The sequence below is a fragment of the Nocardiopsis sp. FIRDI 009 genome, assembly GCF_003386285.1.
GTDB lineage: Bacteria > Actinomycetota > Actinomycetes > Streptosporangiales > Streptosporangiaceae > Nocardiopsis.
The window spans coordinates 65124-81819 of the sequence record NZ_QPNC01000019.1 but is presented as its reverse complement, the minus strand read 5'-3'; the positions used below and the strand labels follow the sequence as shown (position 1 = coordinate 81819).

Sequence of the window (16696 nt, the reverse complement as noted above, 5' to 3'; positions counted from 1 at the left end):
TTCCTCCCTCGGGGTTCTCGCCCCATCGGCGGTAGGAGCGCCCGAGGCCAGTGTCTGGCTCGACCCCCGGGGGACGGGGGTCTGACAGTGGCGGAACCGCCCCGGACTCACACCGGGTTCCTGCACCACGAGCGAAGGATTCACACCCTAACGGGCCGCTCCCGGTCCCGTTCGGGCGGGGAGCTCGGCGCCCGGTGGTCCGGGCCGACGGATCGGGGTCGCGGCGGTCGGGGCCGCGGCGCAGGAACCGGATCACCGGGCGGCCCCGGTCCGAGGCGACCTCGGCCCGGACCCCGTAGACCTCCCCGATGAGGGAGGGGGTCAGGACCTCGGCGGGGGCGCCCTCGGCGACGGCGCGGCCGTCCCGCAGCACCAGCAGGCGGTCGCAGTACATCGCGGCCAGGTTGAGGTCGTGCAGGGCGATCACGGTGGTGACCGGCAGGCTCGTGACCAGTTCCAGCAGGTCGAGCTGGTACTGGATGTCGAGGTGGTTGGTCGGCTCGTCGAGCAGGAGCTCGCTCGGTTCCTGGGCCAGGGCGCGGGCGATCTGGGCGCGCTGGCGCTCGCCCCCGGACAGGGTGTGCCAGAACCGGTCCGCCCGGTCGGTGAGGCCGGTGCGGTCCAGGGCCGCCGCCACGGCGCGGGCGTCGGAGGCGGACAGGGGCGACCAGGGGCGGCGGTGCGGGACACGGCCCAGGGACACCACGTCGCGGATGGTCAGCTCGGTCTGGGTGTGCGCGTTCTGCTGGACCGAGGCGACGCGGCGGGCCACGGCGCGGCGTCCGACCCGGGGCAGCGGCAGGCCGTCCAGGGTGACCACCCCGGCGGAGGGGGCGAGGACGCCGGAGAGCAGCCTCAGCAGCGTGGACTTGCCGGAGCCGTTGGGGCCGAGCAGGCCGACGGTCTCGCCGGGGCTCGGGGCGAGGGTGAGCCCGTCGAGGACGAATCCGCCGTCGGCCCGGCGGCTCACGCGGTCGGCGCGCAGCCCGGTGTGGTCGGGGCCGTTCATGTCCTCCTCCTGGCTCGGTACAGCACGGCGACGAAGGCGGGCACGCCGATGAGGGAGGTCACCACACCCACCGGGATCTCCTGCGGTTCCAGCGCGGTGCGGGCGACCGTGTCCACCCACACCAGGAAGACGGCTCCGGTCAGGGCGGTGACGGGGAGGAGTCTGGCGTGGCCGGAGCCGGTGAGCGCGCGGGCCGCGTGCGGTAGGACCAGCCCCACGAACCCGATCGCCCCGGCGGCGCTGACGAGCGCCGCGGTGAGCAGGGCGGTGGCGCACAGGAGCACGAGGCGGGCGCGGGCCACCCGGACGCCCAGGTGCGCGGCGGCCTCCTCGCCGAAGGCGAACGCGTCCAGGGTGGTGGTGTGGGCGAGGCAGACCAGGAGCACCCCGGCCAGCACCAGCGAGCACAGTGCCACGTCGGTCCAGCCCGCGCCGCTGAGGGAGCCCAGCAGCCAGAACAGCACCCCGCGCGTGGTCTCCGCGTCCGCCGAGGTCAGCACGGTGAACGAGGTCAGCGCCGAGAACAGCTGCATGGCCGCGACCCCGGACAGCACGACGCGGTCCATGGTCGCGCCGAGGCTGTGGCTGAGCAGGACCACCATCCCGAAGGAGAGCAGCGCGCCGACGAAGGCGCCCGCCGACAGGGACACCGCCCCGGCTCCCCAGCCGAGGACGATCACGGCGACCGCGCCGGTGGAGGCGCCGGAGGACACCCCGAGCACGAAGGGGTCCGCCAGCGGGTTGCGCAGCAGGGACTGCATAACCGCGCCGCACAGGGCCAGTCCCGCCCCGCACACGGCGGCGAGCAGGGTGCGGGGCATCCGCAGGTTCCACACGATGCCGTCCCGCAGCGGGTTCAGCGCGGTCTCGCCCACCCCGAGGTGGGAGGAGACCGAGCGCCAGACGTCGACCGTGGTGATGTCGGCGGGGCCGATGGTGACGGCGACCGCGACCGACGCGGCCAGGACCACCGGTCCGCCGGAGAGGAGCAGCGCGAGACGGGCGCCGCTCACCGGGCGAGCCCGAGGTCCCGCAGCCCCTCGGCGACCCGTTCGATCCCCTCGACCGTGCGGATCGTGGGGTTCATGGCCTGGCCGCTGAGCAGGATGTACCGCTCCTCGGTGACCGCGGTGAGGTTGCGGGTGGCGGGGTTGCCCTCCAGGAAGTCGATCTTGGCCTCGGCGCTCTCGGCGGTCTGGGACTCGCGGGTCAGGTCGCCGAGCACGATGACGTCGGGGTCGCGGTCGGCGACGGTCTCCCAGTTGATCTGGGGCCACTCGTCGTGGGTGTCGGCGAAGGCGTTCTCCGCGCCGACGGCGCGGGTGATGGCGCCGGGGGCGCCGCAGCATCCGGCGAGGTAGGGCGCCTGGGAGTCGGAGAACCAGTACATGAGGGTCACGTCCGAGGCGTCCAGGTCGGCGGTGGCGGTGTCCACCCGCCCCCGGAGCTCCTCGACGAGTTCCTCCCCGCGCTCCTCCACACCGAAGACCGCCGCCAGGTCGTGGACCTCGTCGTAGACGGTCTCCAGGGTGAGCGGCTCACTGCGGGTGCCGTCGCCTCCGGTCGTGTTGTCCTTGCCCGCGGCGCAGTCGGACGGGGAGACGTAGGTGGGCACGCCCAGGTCCTCGAACTGCTCCCGGGTGGCGACGAGGCCGCTGGGCCCGAGCGTGGAGACGAAGGAGGCGGTCACGAAGTCCGGTTCGGCGTCCAGGACCACCTCGAAGGACGGCCAGTCGTCGGCCAGCCGGGGCACGTCCGCGTTGGCCTCCTCCAGCCCCTCCATGACCGGGTCGGTCCAGGTGGCGGTGCCGACGAGGCGGTCCGCCAGGCCGAGGGAGAGGAGGATCTCGGTGCTGCCCTGGTTGAGGGAGACGACCCGCTCGGGTGCCGTGCCGAGGGGGACCGCGTGGCCGCAGTTGTCGATCGTCCCGGTGGGGGCGGCGGAGTCCGTGCCGTCGGCCTCCCCACCCGGGGGCTGGCCGCAGGCGGTGAGCAGCAGGGAGGAGGCGGCCAGGAGGCCGAGGGGGCGAAGGGCGTGGTTGAGCATGGGGATGCCTTGTGTGTCGGGGCTCGATCGCGGAGCCCGGCATGGTGCGCCTCCGCGCACTCGACGCGGAGGGGCCAGCAGGTCTTCGGACTCGGGTTCGCCCGGACGGAGTGCCTTCCCAGGTCCGGGCCGCGCCGACGCTCCGGTCGGCACCGCCCCGCCCCAGTGGCGTACGTACCCCGCCCGTCCCCCTCACCGCTGCGCGTCAGTTCCGGATTCGCACCGGATTCCCTGACCACGAACGTGGTACGACTGGCCCGGGCAGGATACCGCCGTGGGCGCGCCGGCCGACGGGCGGGGCCGGCGCTGGTGCGGGGGCCGGTTCGCCGACCACCCGTGTCGAACACCCTCAGCGATCGATCGAACACGGATGATGATCGCAGCGCCGGAGCGTCGTCCTGTGGACGGCACAGCGGCGCCCCCGACCGACCCGTCGCCGTGCAACGGAGCCGCCCATGCCGGTCACCCGAGCCCCGCTCGCCGTCACGTTCGCCTCGGCGGTGCTGTCGGCCGCCGTCGCTGCCGCCCCCGCGACCGCCGGCACCGCCGCGCCGTCCACGTCCCTGCACAACACCTTCGAACGCCCGGCCGCGGGCGGCCCCTACCCGTTGGAGGAGTGGGCCAGGGACGGGTGGTACGCCACCCGCGACAGGGGGATGCAGGAGCGCACGCTCATCGACGACACGGTTCCCGCCCGCACGGGCGAGCAGTCCCTGCGCGTGTCCTACCCGGCGGGGAGGATCGGCCCGCGGGAGTCCGGTGCGCTGGCGCCGTTCGCGCTCGCCCCGGCACGCGAGTACTACCTGTCGTTCTGGGCGCGCTTCAGCGAGGACTTCAGCTGGGGGACCACGTCGTTCGGCGGGAAGTTGGGGCTGGGGCTGGCCGGGGGCGGGGGGTGCTCGGGCGGGCGGGTCTGCGACGGCCGGAACGGGTTCACCTCGCGCCTGATCTGGCGCCGCGACGGCCGGGCGGCCGTGTACTACTACCACATGGACAAGAAGGGTGCCTACGGCGACCAGGAGTTCCTTCGCGTCGACGGCGCCGACGTCCACTATCCGAGGGGCGAGTGGGTGAGCATCGTCCAGCGGCTCAGGGTCAACACCGTGACCGGCGGCCGGGCCAACCCCGACGGTGAGATCGAGGTCTTCTACAACGGCGCGCCCGCTGCCCTGGTCACCGGTCTGCGGCTGGTGGACAACGCCGACCTGGTGGACAAGGCCTACTTCTCGTCCTTCTTCGGGGGGTCCACCGAGGGGTTCGCCCCGGCCAACGACAGCCACGTCTGGTACGACGACCTGAAGGCGTCCACCTCCCCCGCGGACATCTGCGAGATCGGCGGCTGCCTCTGACCGCACGGGAGTTCCGGATCCCCGAACGCCGACCCGCACGCCACCGGGCACGACCCGGCTACGCCCGCCCGAGCACCTCGCGCAGCCGCGGCTCGAAGTCCTCAGCCCTCTCGACGAAACCGGTGTGGTCACCGGGGAACAGCACGGGTTCGGTGTCGAGCCCGGTGGCCAGCGCCCTGGAGGTGCGGTCGCACAGCTGCCCGGCCGAGTCCTCTCCGATCCCGACCACCACACGCGTCCGAGCGGCGCGCAGCGCGTCGAGGTCGGGGCTCCAGTGGGTGGTCGGGCGCAGCTCGTGTTCGAAGAAGCGGCGCTCGTCGGCGACCTGCTGCGGGTCCCGGTCACCGCCGAACATCTCCTGGAGCGCCGTGTCCGGGACCGGGATGTCGGAGACGGACATGAACAGGCGCCAGGCTCCGACCACGTCGCCGGACCGGTAGACGGCGATCATCTTCTCGGTCTGGGCGTGGAGTTCGTCGCGGTCCTCCAGGAGCTCCTCCAGCGGCGGCTCGTGGGCGACCACGGTGTCCACCAGGTCCGGGCGATTCTGTGCCAGGGCCAGAGCGGTGACGGCGCCGCCGCTGGAGCCCAGGACCGTCGCCGGGCCGCGGTCCAGATGGGTGATGAGCCGTGCGAGGTCGTCGGCGCGCAGGTCGGGTCCCGAGTCCTGCTCAGGATCGTCGAGCGGGCTGCGGCCGATCCCGCGCGGGTCGGTGGTGAGCACGGTGTGGTCGGCGGCGAGCAGGGCGGCCAACGGTTCGAAGGACACGGCGCTCATGGGGGAGCCGACGAGCACCATGAGCGGTCCTTCACCGCGCACCTCGTGGTACAGGCGCGCGCCGGGGACGGGCAGGGTGCCGGACGTGTCGGGGGCGGTCGGAACGCGGTCCATCGGGAACCTCCTGGGTCGGATGCCAAACCTTCGCCGAACCTAGGACACAGGTACGACACCCGGGCGGTCACGTCGCGCCGGTCCTTTTCCGGATCCGCTCCGCCAGAACCGTCAGGGGGCGGTAGCGGGTCAGGGTGTTCCACCGGTCGGCGGCCCGCTCGCGCAGGGTGCGGGGCGGCGGCGCGAGGTCAGGGGCCCCCTCGGACTCTATCCGGGCGACGCGCTCCCGCAGACGCTCCCTGACCTGGTCGGGGGTGTAGGCGCGGCGCCTGCGCTCGGCCCGGGCGATCACGACACCGGTGGCGGCCACACCGACGAAGGCCGCCACGCCGATAGCTCTCCTCCAACGCATGCGCCTAGGCTAGCGGCGTGACGGAAGCGAGCATGTCCCTGGACCAGGCCCTGGCGATCACCCGGACCGGCGACGCGTGGGTGTTCCGCGGCAGGAGCGCGGCCGACCGGGCCATCCAGCTCGGCACGAACAGCCCCGTCAACCACGTCGGCATGACCCTGACCATCGAGGACCTGCCGCCGCTGATGTGGCACGCCGAGCTGGGACGTTCGCTCGTCGACATGTGGACGGGCACCCACCAGCGGGGGGCGCAGCTGCACGACCTGCGCGACGCCGTCCTGGTGTGGGGGCGACGCTACGGGCAGGAGTGCTGGCTGCGGCAGCTCGACCCGGTGGCCACCCCGGAGATGGAGGACGCCGCCCTGCGCACGGTGGCCCGCCTGGACGGCACACCCTTCCCGTCCTCGGCGGCGATGGTCACCCGTTGGCTCCGGGGGCGGGTCCCGCTGGGCCGCCGCGCCCGCGAGCGCGACCTGGAGACCACCTACTGCGCGGAGGTCATGGGTCTGACCTACGAGGCGATGGGGCTGTTGCCGCGCGGGCGCCGTCCCGGATACTACGCCCCGGGCCGGTTCTGGAGCGGCGCCACCCTCCGGTTGGCGGGCGGGGCGAGCCTGGGCGGCGAGATCCGCGTCGTGCTGCCCGAATCCTGACCGGCCGCACGGGGAGTGACCGCGACGCCCTGACCTGGTGCTCGTCCCACGTTCCACGCGAATCACGTCCAACCCCGACGACACCGCACGCGGCCCGTACGCACCGCGAGGTTTTCGCTACGGACCGGCTGGGCACCGGCCCGATGTGACGCCTGCCGCGTGAGGGGGAGCATGCACGAGCGGACCATCGACCCCGCCGAGGTCGCCGAGTCGGAGTTGGCCACCCGCCGAGGCCCGTTCCGCGTGCTGGCCTTCCGCGACCCCGTCGACGGACAGGAGCACCTGGCGCTGACCCACGGTTCCCTGGGCGACGGCGAGGAGGTACTGGTCAGGTTGCACTCGGAGTGCGTCACCGGCGACGCCCTGGGCGCGTTGCGGTGCGAGTGCGGCGACCAGCTGAACTCGGCCCTGGACGCGATCGTCGAACGGGGCCGGGGCGTGCTCGTCTACCTGCGTGGCCACGAGGGTCGGGGGATCGGTCTGCTGGAGAAGGTGCGCACGCTCGCCCTCCAGGACGAACGCGGCCTGGACACGGTCGACTCGGCCACGGTGCTCGGCCTTCCGGTGGACGCCCGCTCCTACGGCCCGGCGGCGCGCCTCCTGCGGCACCTTCAGGTGCGATCGGTGCGGCTGCTGTCGAACAACCCCGCCAAGGGCAGGGCCCTGGAGGACCACGGGGTCAAGGTGGTCGCGCGGGTGCCGCTGCTCGTGCCCGCGCGCACGGAGAACATCGCCTACCTCACCGCCAAGCGCGACCGTCTGGGGCACGACCTGCCACACCTGGACGGGACCGGACCGGGGCCCGGCCGTGCGTGAACCCCTGCGCCACCAGGTGGCGGCGGCCGTCCTCGCCCAGGCGGCCCTGCTCGGCGGGCTCGCGGTCACCGTGGGCCTGGCTCCGCGGGGCTGGTACGCGGGCGGCGCGTACGCGGCGGCGGGGGCGGTCGCGCTGCTGTGGGCGGCACGGCGCTCGGGGCGCCGTTCGCTGGGGGCGGCCGACCGGATCACGGTGGTGCGGGCGCTGCTGACCGGGGGTGTGCTGGCGCTGGCGGTCGGCGGCGGTCCGGTGTGGCCGTTGGTGGGGCTGGCGTCGCTGGCGCTGGTGCTCGACCTGGTCGACGGCGCGGTCGCTCGCAGCGGTGGGACGGAGTCGGGTTTCGGCGCGGCCTTCGACATGGAGACGGACGCCCTGCTGATCATGGTGCTGAGCGCGTTCGTGTCCCTGTCCCTGGGGGTGTGGGTGCTGGCCATCGGGCTGATGCGGTACGTGTTCGGCGCGGCCGCGCTGGTCGCGCCGTGGTTGCGCGCCCCGCTGCCGCCGAGCCGGGCGCGCAAGGCGGTGGCGGCGCTCCAGGGGGTGACCCTGGTGGTCGCGGCCTCGGGGGTGCTGCCGCCCACCGTCTCGACGGTGGTGGTGGCGGTGGCCCTGGCGGCGCTGGTGTGGTCGTTCGGGCGCGACGTGCTGGGCCTGTGGGGCGCGCGGCGTCGCCGGGTGCGGGCGTCGGTGACGCAGCGGACGTGACCGGGCGCTGCGGCGTGGCGGCGGAGGACGTGTGGTGAGGGCTCCGGTGCCGCCCCGCCGGGGCCGGACCGGAACGAGACGAGGAGGAGCCGCGTGGACGATCGGGCGCGTGCGTTCTGGGTGGTGGCCCCCGGCCGGGGTGAGGTGCGTGACGTCCCCCTGGCCGCGCCGGGTGAGGGGGAGGTCCTGGTGCGCACCCTGTTCTCCGGGGTGAGCCGGGGCACGGAGGCGCTGGTGTTCCGGGGCGGGGTGCCGCCCGGCCAGCGTGCGGTGATGCGCGCCCCCTTCCAGGAGGGGGATTTCCCCGGTCCGGTCAAGTACGGGTACCTGAACGTCGGCGTGGTCGAGCAGGGACCGGCCGAGCTGGTGGGACTGACGGTCTTCAGCCTGTACCCGCACCAGACCCGGTTCGTGGTCCCGGCCTCGGCCGTCCGGCCGCTGCCCGAGGGGTTGCCGCCCGGGCGCGCGGTCCTGGCCGGGACGGTGGAGACGGCGGTCAACGCCCTGTGGGACGCGCCCCCGCTGGTGGGGGACCGCGTGGCGGTGGTCGGCGCGGGGATGGTGGGGTGCTGTCTGGCCCGGCTGCTGCGCGCGGTCCCCGGGACGCGCGTGCAGTTGGTGGACACCGACCCCGCCCGCGCCGCGACCGCCGACCGGCTCGGTGTCGGGTTCGCCGGGCCCGCCTCGGCGTTCGACGGTTGTGACCTGGTCTTCCACACCAGCGCCAGCGGTGCCGGGCTGGCCCGGGCGCTGGAGCTGGTCGCGACCGAGGGCGAGGTGGTCGAGTTGAGCTGGTACGGCGACCGCGAGGTGAGCCTGCCGCTGGGCGGGGACTTCCACTCCCGGCGGCTGACCGTGCGCGCCAGCCAGGTCGGGGCCGTCTCCCCCGCCCGGCGCGGGCGGTACGGCCACGGTGACCGGCTCGACCTGGCCCTGCGGCTGCTGGCCGACCCCGCCTTCGACGCCGTGGTCACCGGGGAGAGCACCTTCGAGCGCCTGCCGGTGGTCCTGCCGCGGTTGGCCGACGGTTCGCTGCCCGCCCTGTGCCACCGTGTCGTCTACCCCTGACCCGACCCGTATCGCCGCCCGATCCCCGACCCGAGAGGACACCCCTCGTGTTCAGCGTCACCGTCCGCGACCACCTGATGGTCGCGCACAGCTTCCGGGGCGAGGTGTTCGGCCCCGCCCAGCGGCTGCACGGAGCCACGTTCGTGGTGGACGCGACCCTGCGCCGCCCCGAGCTCGACGACGACGGCATCGTGGTGGACATCGGTGTGGTGACCCGGGAGCTGGGCGCCGTCGTCGCGGAGCTGAACTACCGCAACCTGGACGAGGCGCCCGAGTTCGCGGGGGTGAACACCTCCACCGAGTTCCTGGCGAAGGTCGTCGCCGACCGGCTGGTCGAGCGGATCGACGCGCGCGGGCGCGGGCTGACGGGGGTCTCGGTCACGTTGCACGAGTCCCACGTGGCCTGGGCGACCTACGAACGCGACCTGTGACCGTCACGTTCGTCGTCCCGCCGGCCGACGTGCCCAGCGGCGGGAACACCTACGACGCGCGGATCGCGGCGGAGCTGGAGGCGTCGGGGCGGCCCGTGCGCCGGGTCGAGGCGCCCGGGTTCTGGCCCCGGCCGGGTCCCGCCGACCGGGAGCGGCTGTCCCGGGAGCTGGCGCTCCTGCCCGACGGCGCCGGTGTGCTGATGGACGGCCTGGTCGCCTGCGGGGTGCCCGAGATCCTCGGCCCGCACGCCGACCGGCTGCGGATCGTGACCCTGGTCCACCTGCCCCTGGCCGACGAGACCGGTCTGTCCCCCGGGACGGCGGCCGACCTGGACGCCCGCGAGCGGGCGGTCCTGGGGATGACGGGGGTGGTCGCCACCAGCCGCTGGGCGGCCCGGCGGCTGGCCGACCACCACGGTCTGGCCCGGGTCCACCACGTCGCTCCGGGCACCGACCCCGCTCCGCTCGCCCCGGGCACCGACGGCGCCTCGCACCTGCTGTGCGTGGCGTCGGTGACCCCGCGCAAGGGTCACGATCTGCTGCTGGCGGCCCTGGCCCGGGTGGACGGCCCGCCGTGGACGTGCGTGTGCGCGGGGCCGGTCGGCCGAGGCGGGTACGCCGACCGTGTGCGGGCGGCGGCGGAGGCGTCGGAGGTGCGGCTGGCCGGGGCTCTCACCGGCGCCGACCTGGAGGCCGCCTACGCCGCCGCCGACCTGGTGGTGCTGCCCTCCCGCGCCGAGACCTTCGGGATGGCGGTGACCGAGGCGCTGGCGCGCGGGGTGCCGGTGGTGGCCTCGCGGGTGGGCGGGGTTCCCGAGGCGCTGGGGCGCGATCCCCGGGGTGAGCGGCCCGGGATCCTCGTCGCCCCGGAGGACGCCGACGCGCTCGGCGACGCCCTGCGCCGGTGGCTCACCGACCCGAGGCTGCGTGGACGGTTGCGAACCTCGGCGCGTCGGCGGCGGTCACAGTTGGCAGGATGGAGGCAGGCGGCGCGCGCGATGGGCGCGGTCCTCGACAGGGAGGGGTGCCGTTGACGTCGGCGGGTGGTGCGGCGTTCGCCCCGGAGTGGCTGGCGTTGCGCGAGGGCGCGGACGCCGAGGCCAGATCGGAGCGGGCGGCCGAGGTGGTGCGTGACCTGGGCCGGGTCGTGGCCGACCTGGGGTGCGGCACGGGTTCGCTCGGCCGTTGGCTCGCGCCCCGGCTGTCCGGGTCCGAGCGGTGGGTGCTGTTCGACCGCGATCCGGGCCTGTTGGCGTTGGCTCGGGAGACGGTGCCGGTCAATCGGGTGCGGACCCGTGAACTGGATCTGGCGTCGCTGCGGGCTCGCGATCTGGACGGTGTCACTCTGGTGGCGGCGTCGGCGCTGCTGGACCTGCTCACCCGCGCGGAGGTGGAGACGCTGGCCGGGGCGGTCGTGGCGGCCGGATGTCCGGCGCTGTTGACGCTGACGGTGGTGGGACGGGTGGAGCTGTCCCCCGCCGACCCGCTCGACGCGCGGGTGGGGCGGGCGTTCGACGACCACCAGCGGCGCGGGGGCAGGCTCGGGCCCGACGCCGCCGCCGTCGCGGCCGAGGTGTTCGAGGGGCTGGGGGCGCGCACGCACGCGTTCGCGAGCCCGTGGCGGTTGGGGCCGGACCGCGCCGACCTGCTGCGGGAGTGGTTGCGCGGGTGGGTCGGGGCGGCGGTCGAGCAGGAGCCGGGGCTGCCGGTGGCGGGGTACCTGGAGCGTCGGCTGGAGCAGTGCGGGCGGGGCGGTCTGCGGGCCGTCGTGCACCACACCGACCTGGTGGTGCTGCCCGGGTCGGCCGGGACAGCGGCATCTTCCGGGTCGGCCGGGGCGGTGCGGCCGCCGGGGACGGAGTCGTCGTGAGGGCGGTGGAGGTGTCGGGGACCGTACACGGCGCCGGGGGCTCCCGGGGCGGCCGCTTCGCGGGAGCGCTCCGGCGCACCGGGTGGTGGCGGGCTCCGGCGGGGGCGGCGGTCCTGGCCGGGGTGGTGTGGTGGTTCCCGGCCGGGGCGTTCACGTCCGCGTTCGCCGTGGTGGACCCCGGCGCCGTGCTGGTGGCGCTCGCGGTGGGCGCGTACACGACCGTGTTGAGTGCCGCGCGGTGGTGGGTGGTGGCGCGCGGGGTGGGTCTGCGGCTGCCCTTCGCGCGGGCGGTCGGCGACTACTACCGCGCCGTGTTCCTCAACGCCGTGCTGCCCGCGGGGGTGCTCGGTGACGTCCACCGGGCGGTCAGCCACGGCCGGTACGCGGGCGACGTGGGCCGAGGGGTGCGCGCGGTCGTCCTGGAACGGCTGGCGGGGCAGGCCGTGCTGGTGGCGGCGGGGGCGGGGGTGCTGTTCGCGCTTCCGGCCGCCCTGCTCGTTCCGGGGGCGCGGGCGGTCGGTGTGTCCGCCGGGGTGCTGGCGGGGATCGTCGCGGTGGTGGCGGTGGGGCTGGTGTGGGGCCGCGGGCGGCGGCCGCGCTGGTGGCGCGCCCTGCGGGAGACGGCGGCCGACGCCCGCGCGGGCGTGCTCGCGCGCGGGACGCGGGTGGTGGGGCTGTCCGCGGCGGCGCTGGCCGGTCACGTGGCCCTGTTCGTCTTCGCCGCGTCCCTGGCGGGGGTGTCGGCGCCGGTGTTCCAGGTGGTGCCGCTGGTGGTGCTGTCGCTGATCGCGATGAGCCTGCCGGTGAACGTGGGCGGGTGGGGTCCGCGCGAGGCGGTCACCGCGTTGGCGTTCGGCGCGGCGGGGCTGGGCGCCGGTCTGGGGGTGACGGCGTCAGTCGTCTACGGACTCCTCGCCCTGGTGGCGGGGCTGCCCGGGGCGGCGGTGATCGCCGTCCGGTTGGCCGGCCGCCGCCTGGTCCAGGGCGGCCAGGTGTCCGCCGAGGGCGGTGGTGAGCGCGGCGAGGAGCCGACGGCCCTTGTCGGCCGTGGCCAGTGAGGGGCGGCCGACCACCCCGGTGGGGGTGTAGGGCGCCAGGCCCAGGGTGGGCATGTGGTCGCGGGGGCCGGTGACGTGGTCGGCGCGGCCGGGGCGGACCAGCTCGGGGTAGGTGTGCAGCAGGACCGAGGTCTCCAGCTCCCCCGCGTGCATGTCGGTGTCGTTGTCGGTGCTCATCCCGGCCGCCGCCCTGGCCGCCTCCCACTCGTGCGGCTGGGGGAAGAGCGCCATCGTGCCGTGGGACTCCTGGACGACGTTGGCCAGGACGTGATTGCCGCCGTGCCCGTTGACCAGGACCAGCCGGGTGTCGCCGAGGGAGGCGGCGACGTCGGTGACGACGGCGTGCAGGGTGCGCGCGGAGATGCTGACGGTGCCGGGCCAGGCGGCGTGCTCGTGGGAGCAGGAGACCGTCAGGGGCGGCAGCAGGCGCACGGGGTGGTGGCGGGCGAGTTCCCGGGCCAGGACGCAGGCGATGACGGTGTCGGTCACCAGGGGCAGGTGGGGGCCGTGCTGTTCGAGGCTGCCGACGGGCAGGAGCGCGATGCGGGCGTCGCGTTCGCCCTCCTCGACCGTGGTGGTCAGCGGCAGGAGCGAGAGCGTGAGGTCGTCCATGCGCCCCAGTATCGCGGGGTCGCGGGCTCGGACCGAAGACCCCTCCGCGAGAACGGCGTCTCCACGCGCGAAGCCGCCTCCCCCGTGCGCGAAAACACCACAATTCACATCAAGAACATTTGCACTGACATATTCTCCGGACAATGCACGTGCACGCTACCAATACGCAACAGGGGAAATATAACCGCCACGCAAAGGAACCGGAACCGACCCTTGTCATCGCACTCGAATATGCGACCCTGTATCAGGGGGATGGGCTCGACACAGGGACGCGGCGGTGCAGCTCTACGTACTCGGAGAAATCCACCTCAGGTCCAGCGGTCACCAGATCAGACTTCCGGCGGGCAGGGAACGGGAACTCCTGGCACACCTGGCCCTCGCGCAGGGCCAACCGATCCCCGCCCCCGAACTCGCCGACCGGCTCTGGGAGGACGCCCCGCCCAGGGCGTTCCGAAGCACTCTGCACACGTACGCGACGCGGCTGCGGCGGCGTCTGGAGGCGGCCGGAGTCGACCGCTCGGTCCTCGCCCACACCGACGGCGGCTACCTCCTGCACCTCGCCACCGAGGATCTGGACTGGGGACTGGCGGGCAGGCTGAGGTCCCGGGCCGCCGCGCTCGCCCGGTCCGGGGACCGCCCGGCGGCCCGTTCGGCGTTGGAGGAGGCCCTCCGCCTCTGGACCGGCGTGCCCCTGGTCGGGCTGCCGGGGCGGTGGATGGAGCGGATGAGGACCACGATGCGGACCGCCCACCAGGAGGCGCTCGGCGAGTGGGCACGGCTGTCCCTGGAGACCGGGGACGCCGCCAGCGTCGCCGCCACCCTGGCCGACGCCCTGGTCCACCACCCCACCAGCGACCGGCTGCACCTGTGGCACCTGCGCGCGCTGCGAGCGCTCGGGCGCACCACGGACGCGCTCGTGGCCTTCCACGAACTCCAGGAACAGTTGTCGGAGAAACTGGGGGCCAGCCCCTCCCGGGATGTCCAGGCGGAGTTCCACGCCCTTCTGGAGGAGTCCGCGCCCTCCCCGCAGAGGAAGAATCGGAGCACGCCGAACGAGGGCCAGAAACAGAACTCCGCGCCGAACAACCTCGGCCGCGATCCGGGATATTTTCGCGGCCGGAGCGAGGAGTGCGAAATCCTCACGACGCACCTTCGCGAACAGGAGTCGGAGCATCCTCGCGTGTGGGTGGTCAGCGGAATGGCGGGAATCGGAAAGAGTACCCTGGCCACACGCGTCGCCCACCGGGTCGGCGAGGACTTCCCCGACGCGCGGATCGACGTGGACCTGCGCGGCAACCACGAACAGCTCCCGCCGCTCACCCCGGAGGAGGCGGTCACCGAACTCCTGCGACTGCTGCGACTGCCCGCCCAGCGCATCCCCGAGTCGCTGCCCGACCGGTTGGCGCTGTGGCACGAGCACACGCGGTCGATGCGCGCGCTGGTGATCCTGGACGACGCGGCCACCGCCGAGCAGGTGCGCCCCCTGCTGCCCGCGGGCGAACGGTGCGCGGTGATCGTCACGAGCCGGTTCCAGCTCCCCGAACTCGACGATGTGGCCCACCTCCCGCTGGGGCTTCCCACCCTCTCCGAGTCCGTGGAGATGTTCGCCGCGGCCAGCGACCAGCCCGTGAACGGCCCCGACACCGAGACGATGGAGGAGGTGATCACCCGGTGTGGTCGGCTACCGCTCGCCATGCGGCTGATCGCCACCCTGCTGCGGCTGCGCGGCTGGTCGCCGCGCGACATGCTCAGGCGTCTGCCGCCCGTGTCCGACCACGGGCTCGACGCCTTCCGCGTGGGTCAGCGCGACATCGCGGGCGTGTTCGACCTGGCTCTGCGAGCTGTCAGCGCCGAGACGCGCGAGGCGTTCCTGCTCCTGGGTCTGCACCCGACCAGGATCGTCAGCGCGCCGATCGCCCAGGCGCTCATCGGCTGGGACAGGGGCTCCTCCCGTCGTGTGCTGGACGAACTCGTGGGTGCCAGCCTCGCGGAAGAACATGAGCCAGATAGGTTCAGGTTCCATACCCTCGTCAAGGGTTACGCCTACGACAGGGCGCGGGCCACACTGTCCACCGATACCGTCCAGGCCGCGCGGAAGCGTATGCACACCGCCTACCTGGAGGCGTGCCGCGGGGCGGACCGGGTCCTGTACCCGCACCGCCCCGGCCGGGACTCCACCGAGGCCGGACCGGGGGCGAAGCGGACGGACGGCGATCCGGAGTGGGCACAGGAGTGGTTCAGGCGCGAACTGCCGACCGTGCTCACCGTGATCGGTGACGCCCAGACCCAAGGTCCGGGTGAGGTCGCCGCAGACCTGTCACACGTCCTCGCCGAACACCTCGACGTCTACGGACCCTCGCACACCGCGCCCGCGATCCACGAGCACGCGCTGGCCTGGCACCAGGAACGAAGGGACACGTGGGGGACCGCCCGGGCAAGCTTCGACCTGGCCCGCGCCCTGGTGCGCGTCGGGAACCCCCGGGACGCCCTGGCACACAACGCAGCGGCCGAGGACTGGTGGTCGGCGGCAGGCGACGATCTGGGAGTGGCCTGGAGCATCGCGCAGAGGGGCATGATCCACTGCATCGCGGGACGGTATGACCGGGCACTGACGTTCCTGGAGGAGGGCGGAGAGAGGTTCGAGGTCCTCCGGAGCCGCCCGGGAATCATCTTCGTGCTCAGGTTCCGCGGGGTGAGCCACTTCATGACAAGCGCCTTCCACGAGGCCATAGCCGACTTCAGCGACGCCATCGGCATCCTCAGGCACGCACCCGACCCGCACACCCTGCCGGACCTCCAGTTGAACCTCGCGGGTGCCCTGCAACAACTGGGCTACCACCGCGAGTCCGGGAACCTCTGCCAAGAGGTCCTGGACAGTGCCCTCCGACGGAGCGACCATCGCAGAATGGTCATGGCCTGGGGGAACCTGGGCGAACTGGCCCTTCACCGGCAACGCCCCGAACAGGCGGTGGAGTTCCTGTCGAACGCCCTGGACTGCCTCCGGTCGTTCCACGACCCCTGGTCGAGGAGCACCGCGAGCACCACCCTGGGCCTGGCCCACGTGATGATGGACTGTTTCGAGGACGCCCGCCCCTGCTTCCAACTCAGCCTCGACCTCGGCGAGTTCTCCTCCCCAGCGGTAACGGTCGACGCACTGCTCGGCCTGGCTCAGGTGGAACAGGCGGACGGGAACCAGGAGACGGCCACACGTCTACTGCGAAAAGCGGTGGAGACCGCGAGCCATCACGGCCTGCGCAAGGAGGCCGCGCGGTCCCATCACGCACTGGGACAGCACCTCGACGCCCTCGGCGAGCAGAAGGACGGTCGCCGCCAACTGGAGAAGGCGGCACGGCTCTATAACGAACTGGCCGCACCCGAGGCCGACGTGGTGCGCACTCTTCTCGAAACGCCACTATCGGGATAAACCCAACCATTTATCACCCGTCGGATCGCCCCTGATTCGATAGTATCTCCGGGAGATGTCGTGATGAGGCGAACGTGCGGTTTATCCTGCACGAAAACGGGGCGCACCGGTCTTACCAGTGCGCCCCCCTCATCTCACCACAAGCGGTTCCTTCTGCCCTGACCAAAAGCCAGAGGAACCATCTTCCCGGAGGATTGATGAGGAAGTTAATGGTATGCGCGACGCACACCTTCGCGCTATTTTCAGTCACGACGTGGTTCGTGGCCTGGAACGCCGCCGAGCCACTGCTGAGCGCATCCATGTGATCCAACCGCCCCCATAGGACACGAGGCCCACCGCATGCCGCGGTGGGCCTTTCGCATACCCCGAAAGCGCCACCACCAGCAATAACTGCCACCCCATGCAGGTG

14 protein-coding genes, 2 pseudogenes and 2 riboswitches are annotated in these 16696 nt (G+C 73.5%); of the genes and pseudogenes, 10 read left to right on the top strand and 6 right to left on the bottom strand.

Going from position 1 to position 16696, the window contains the following annotated elements; translation table 11 throughout:
- Positions 1-27: 27 nt before the first annotated feature.
- A riboswitch (cobalamin riboswitch) is annotated at positions 28-145 on the bottom strand.
- A gap of 84 nt (positions 146-229) precedes the next feature.
- The 3 genes and pseudogenes from DVR05_RS16580 to DVR05_RS16570 form a co-directional block, all read right to left on the bottom strand.
- Positions 230-1009: pseudogene (locus DVR05_RS16580) on the bottom strand (ABC transporter ATP-binding protein); the annotation flags it as partial.
- Positions 1006-2022, bottom strand: a complete 1017-nt coding sequence (locus tag DVR05_RS16575; protein WP_116246799.1) for an iron ABC transporter permease — start codon at positions 2020-2022, stop codon at positions 1006-1008. The pseudogene DVR05_RS16580 and the gene DVR05_RS16575, both read right to left, overlap by 4 nt.
- Positions 2019-3056 (bottom strand): ABC transporter substrate-binding protein, encoded by a 1038-nt coding sequence (locus DVR05_RS16570; RefSeq protein ID WP_116246798.1) that lies wholly within the window; start codon positions 3054-3056, stop codon positions 2019-2021. The genes DVR05_RS16575 and DVR05_RS16570 overlap by 4 nt, the downstream gene beginning before the upstream one ends.
- Positions 3057-3114: 58 nt before the next feature.
- Positions 3115-3328, bottom strand: a riboswitch (cobalamin riboswitch).
- Positions 3329-3511: 183 nt separating this feature from the next.
- On the opposite strand from DVR05_RS16570, the gene DVR05_RS16565 reads away from it, so the two are divergent.
- Entirely contained in the window at positions 3512-4405 is an 894-nt protein-coding gene (locus DVR05_RS16565; protein ID WP_116246797.1) for a polysaccharide lyase, read from the top strand.
- A gap of 58 nt (positions 4406-4463) precedes the next feature.
- Here the strand turns inward: DVR05_RS16565 and DVR05_RS16560 are convergent, their stop codons facing one another.
- Positions 4464-5297, bottom strand: a complete 834-nt coding sequence (locus DVR05_RS16560; protein WP_116246796.1) for an alpha/beta fold hydrolase — start codon at positions 5295-5297, stop codon at positions 4464-4466.
- A gap of 67 nt (positions 5298-5364) precedes the next feature.
- Positions 5365-5649 carry a hypothetical protein gene (locus tag DVR05_RS16555; protein ID WP_369974545.1) on the bottom strand — a complete coding sequence of 95 codons (285 nt, stop codon included), beginning with the start codon at positions 5647-5649 and terminating at the stop codon, positions 5365-5367.
- Between the two features lie 32 nt (positions 5650-5681).
- Between DVR05_RS16555 and DVR05_RS16550 the strand changes: the two genes are divergently transcribed.
- The 8 genes and pseudogenes from DVR05_RS16550 to DVR05_RS16515 all read left to right on the top strand — a co-directional run.
- Entirely contained in the window at positions 5682-6302 is a 621-nt protein-coding gene (locus DVR05_RS16550) for a hypothetical protein (RefSeq protein ID WP_116246794.1), read from the top strand.
- Positions 6303-6473: 171 nt separating this feature from the next.
- Positions 6474-7118 carry a GTP cyclohydrolase II gene (locus DVR05_RS16545; protein ID WP_116246793.1) on the top strand — a complete coding sequence of 215 codons (645 nt, stop codon included), beginning with the start codon at positions 6474-6476 and terminating at the stop codon, positions 7116-7118.
- Positions 7111-7824, top strand: a complete 714-nt coding sequence (locus DVR05_RS16540) for a CDP-alcohol phosphatidyltransferase family protein (RefSeq protein ID WP_116246792.1) — start codon at positions 7111-7113, stop codon at positions 7822-7824. Before DVR05_RS16545 ends, DVR05_RS16540 begins: the two co-directional genes overlap by 8 nt.
- A 93-nt stretch (positions 7825-7917) precedes the next feature.
- Positions 7918-8892 carry a zinc-binding alcohol dehydrogenase gene (locus DVR05_RS16535; protein WP_116246791.1) on the top strand — a complete coding sequence of 325 codons (975 nt, stop codon included), beginning with the start codon at positions 7918-7920 and terminating at the stop codon, positions 8890-8892.
- Positions 8893-8939: 47 nt separating this feature from the next.
- Positions 8940-9323, top strand: coding sequence for a 6-carboxytetrahydropterin synthase (locus DVR05_RS16530; RefSeq protein WP_116246790.1), 384 nt, complete (start codon positions 8940-8942; stop codon positions 9321-9323).
- Positions 9320-10357, top strand: a complete 1038-nt coding sequence (locus tag DVR05_RS16525) for a glycosyltransferase family 4 protein (protein WP_116246789.1) — start codon at positions 9320-9322, stop codon at positions 10355-10357. The genes DVR05_RS16530 and DVR05_RS16525 overlap by 4 nt, the downstream gene beginning before the upstream one ends.
- On the top strand, positions 10354-11193 hold the full coding sequence (locus DVR05_RS16520; protein WP_116246788.1) for a trans-aconitate 2-methyltransferase: 840 nt from the start codon (positions 10354-10356) through the stop codon (positions 11191-11193). Before DVR05_RS16525 ends, DVR05_RS16520 begins: the two co-directional genes overlap by 4 nt.
- Positions 11190-12059: pseudogene (locus DVR05_RS16515) on the top strand (YbhN family protein); the annotation flags it as partial. The gene DVR05_RS16520 and the pseudogene DVR05_RS16515, both read left to right, overlap by 4 nt.
- A 27-nt stretch (positions 12060-12086) precedes the next feature.
- Here DVR05_RS16515 and DVR05_RS16510 read toward each other — a convergent pair.
- Positions 12087-12863 carry a creatininase family protein gene (locus DVR05_RS16510; protein ID WP_116246787.1) on the bottom strand — a complete coding sequence of 259 codons (777 nt, stop codon included), beginning with the start codon at positions 12861-12863 and terminating at the stop codon, positions 12087-12089.
- Positions 12864-13140: 277 nt separating this feature from the next.
- Between DVR05_RS16510 and DVR05_RS16505 the strand changes: the two genes are divergently transcribed.
- Positions 13141-16287, top strand: a complete 3147-nt coding sequence (locus DVR05_RS16505) for a BTAD domain-containing putative transcriptional regulator (protein ID WP_116246786.1) — start codon at positions 13141-13143, stop codon at positions 16285-16287.
- Positions 16288-16696: the final 409 nt, after the last annotated feature.

Excerpts from the sequence above, each read along its gene's own strand:
- DVR05_RS16570 (WP_116246798.1), bottom strand. The coding sequence starts at position 3,056 with ATGCTCAACCACGCCCTTCGCCCCCTCGGCCTCCTGGCCGCCTCCTCC.
- DVR05_RS16565 (WP_116246797.1), top strand. The coding sequence starts at position 3,512 with ATGCCGGTCACCCGAGCCCCGCTCGCCGTCACGTTCGCCTCGGCGGTG.
- DVR05_RS16560 (WP_116246796.1), bottom strand. The coding sequence starts at position 5,297 with ATGGACCGCGTTCCGACCGCCCCCGACACGTCCGGCACCCTGCCCGTC.
- DVR05_RS16555 (WP_369974545.1), bottom strand. The coding sequence starts at position 5,649 with ATGCGTTGGAGGAGAGCTATCGGCGTGGCGGCCTTCGTCGGTGTGGCC.
- DVR05_RS16550 (WP_116246794.1), top strand. The coding sequence starts at position 5,682 with ATGTCCCTGGACCAGGCCCTGGCGATCACCCGGACCGGCGACGCGTGG.
- DVR05_RS16545 (WP_116246793.1), top strand. The coding sequence starts at position 6,474 with ATGCACGAGCGGACCATCGACCCCGCCGAGGTCGCCGAGTCGGAGTTG.
- DVR05_RS16510 (WP_116246787.1), bottom strand. The coding sequence starts at position 12,863 with ATGGACGACCTCACGCTCTCGCTCCTGCCGCTGACCACCACGGTCGAG.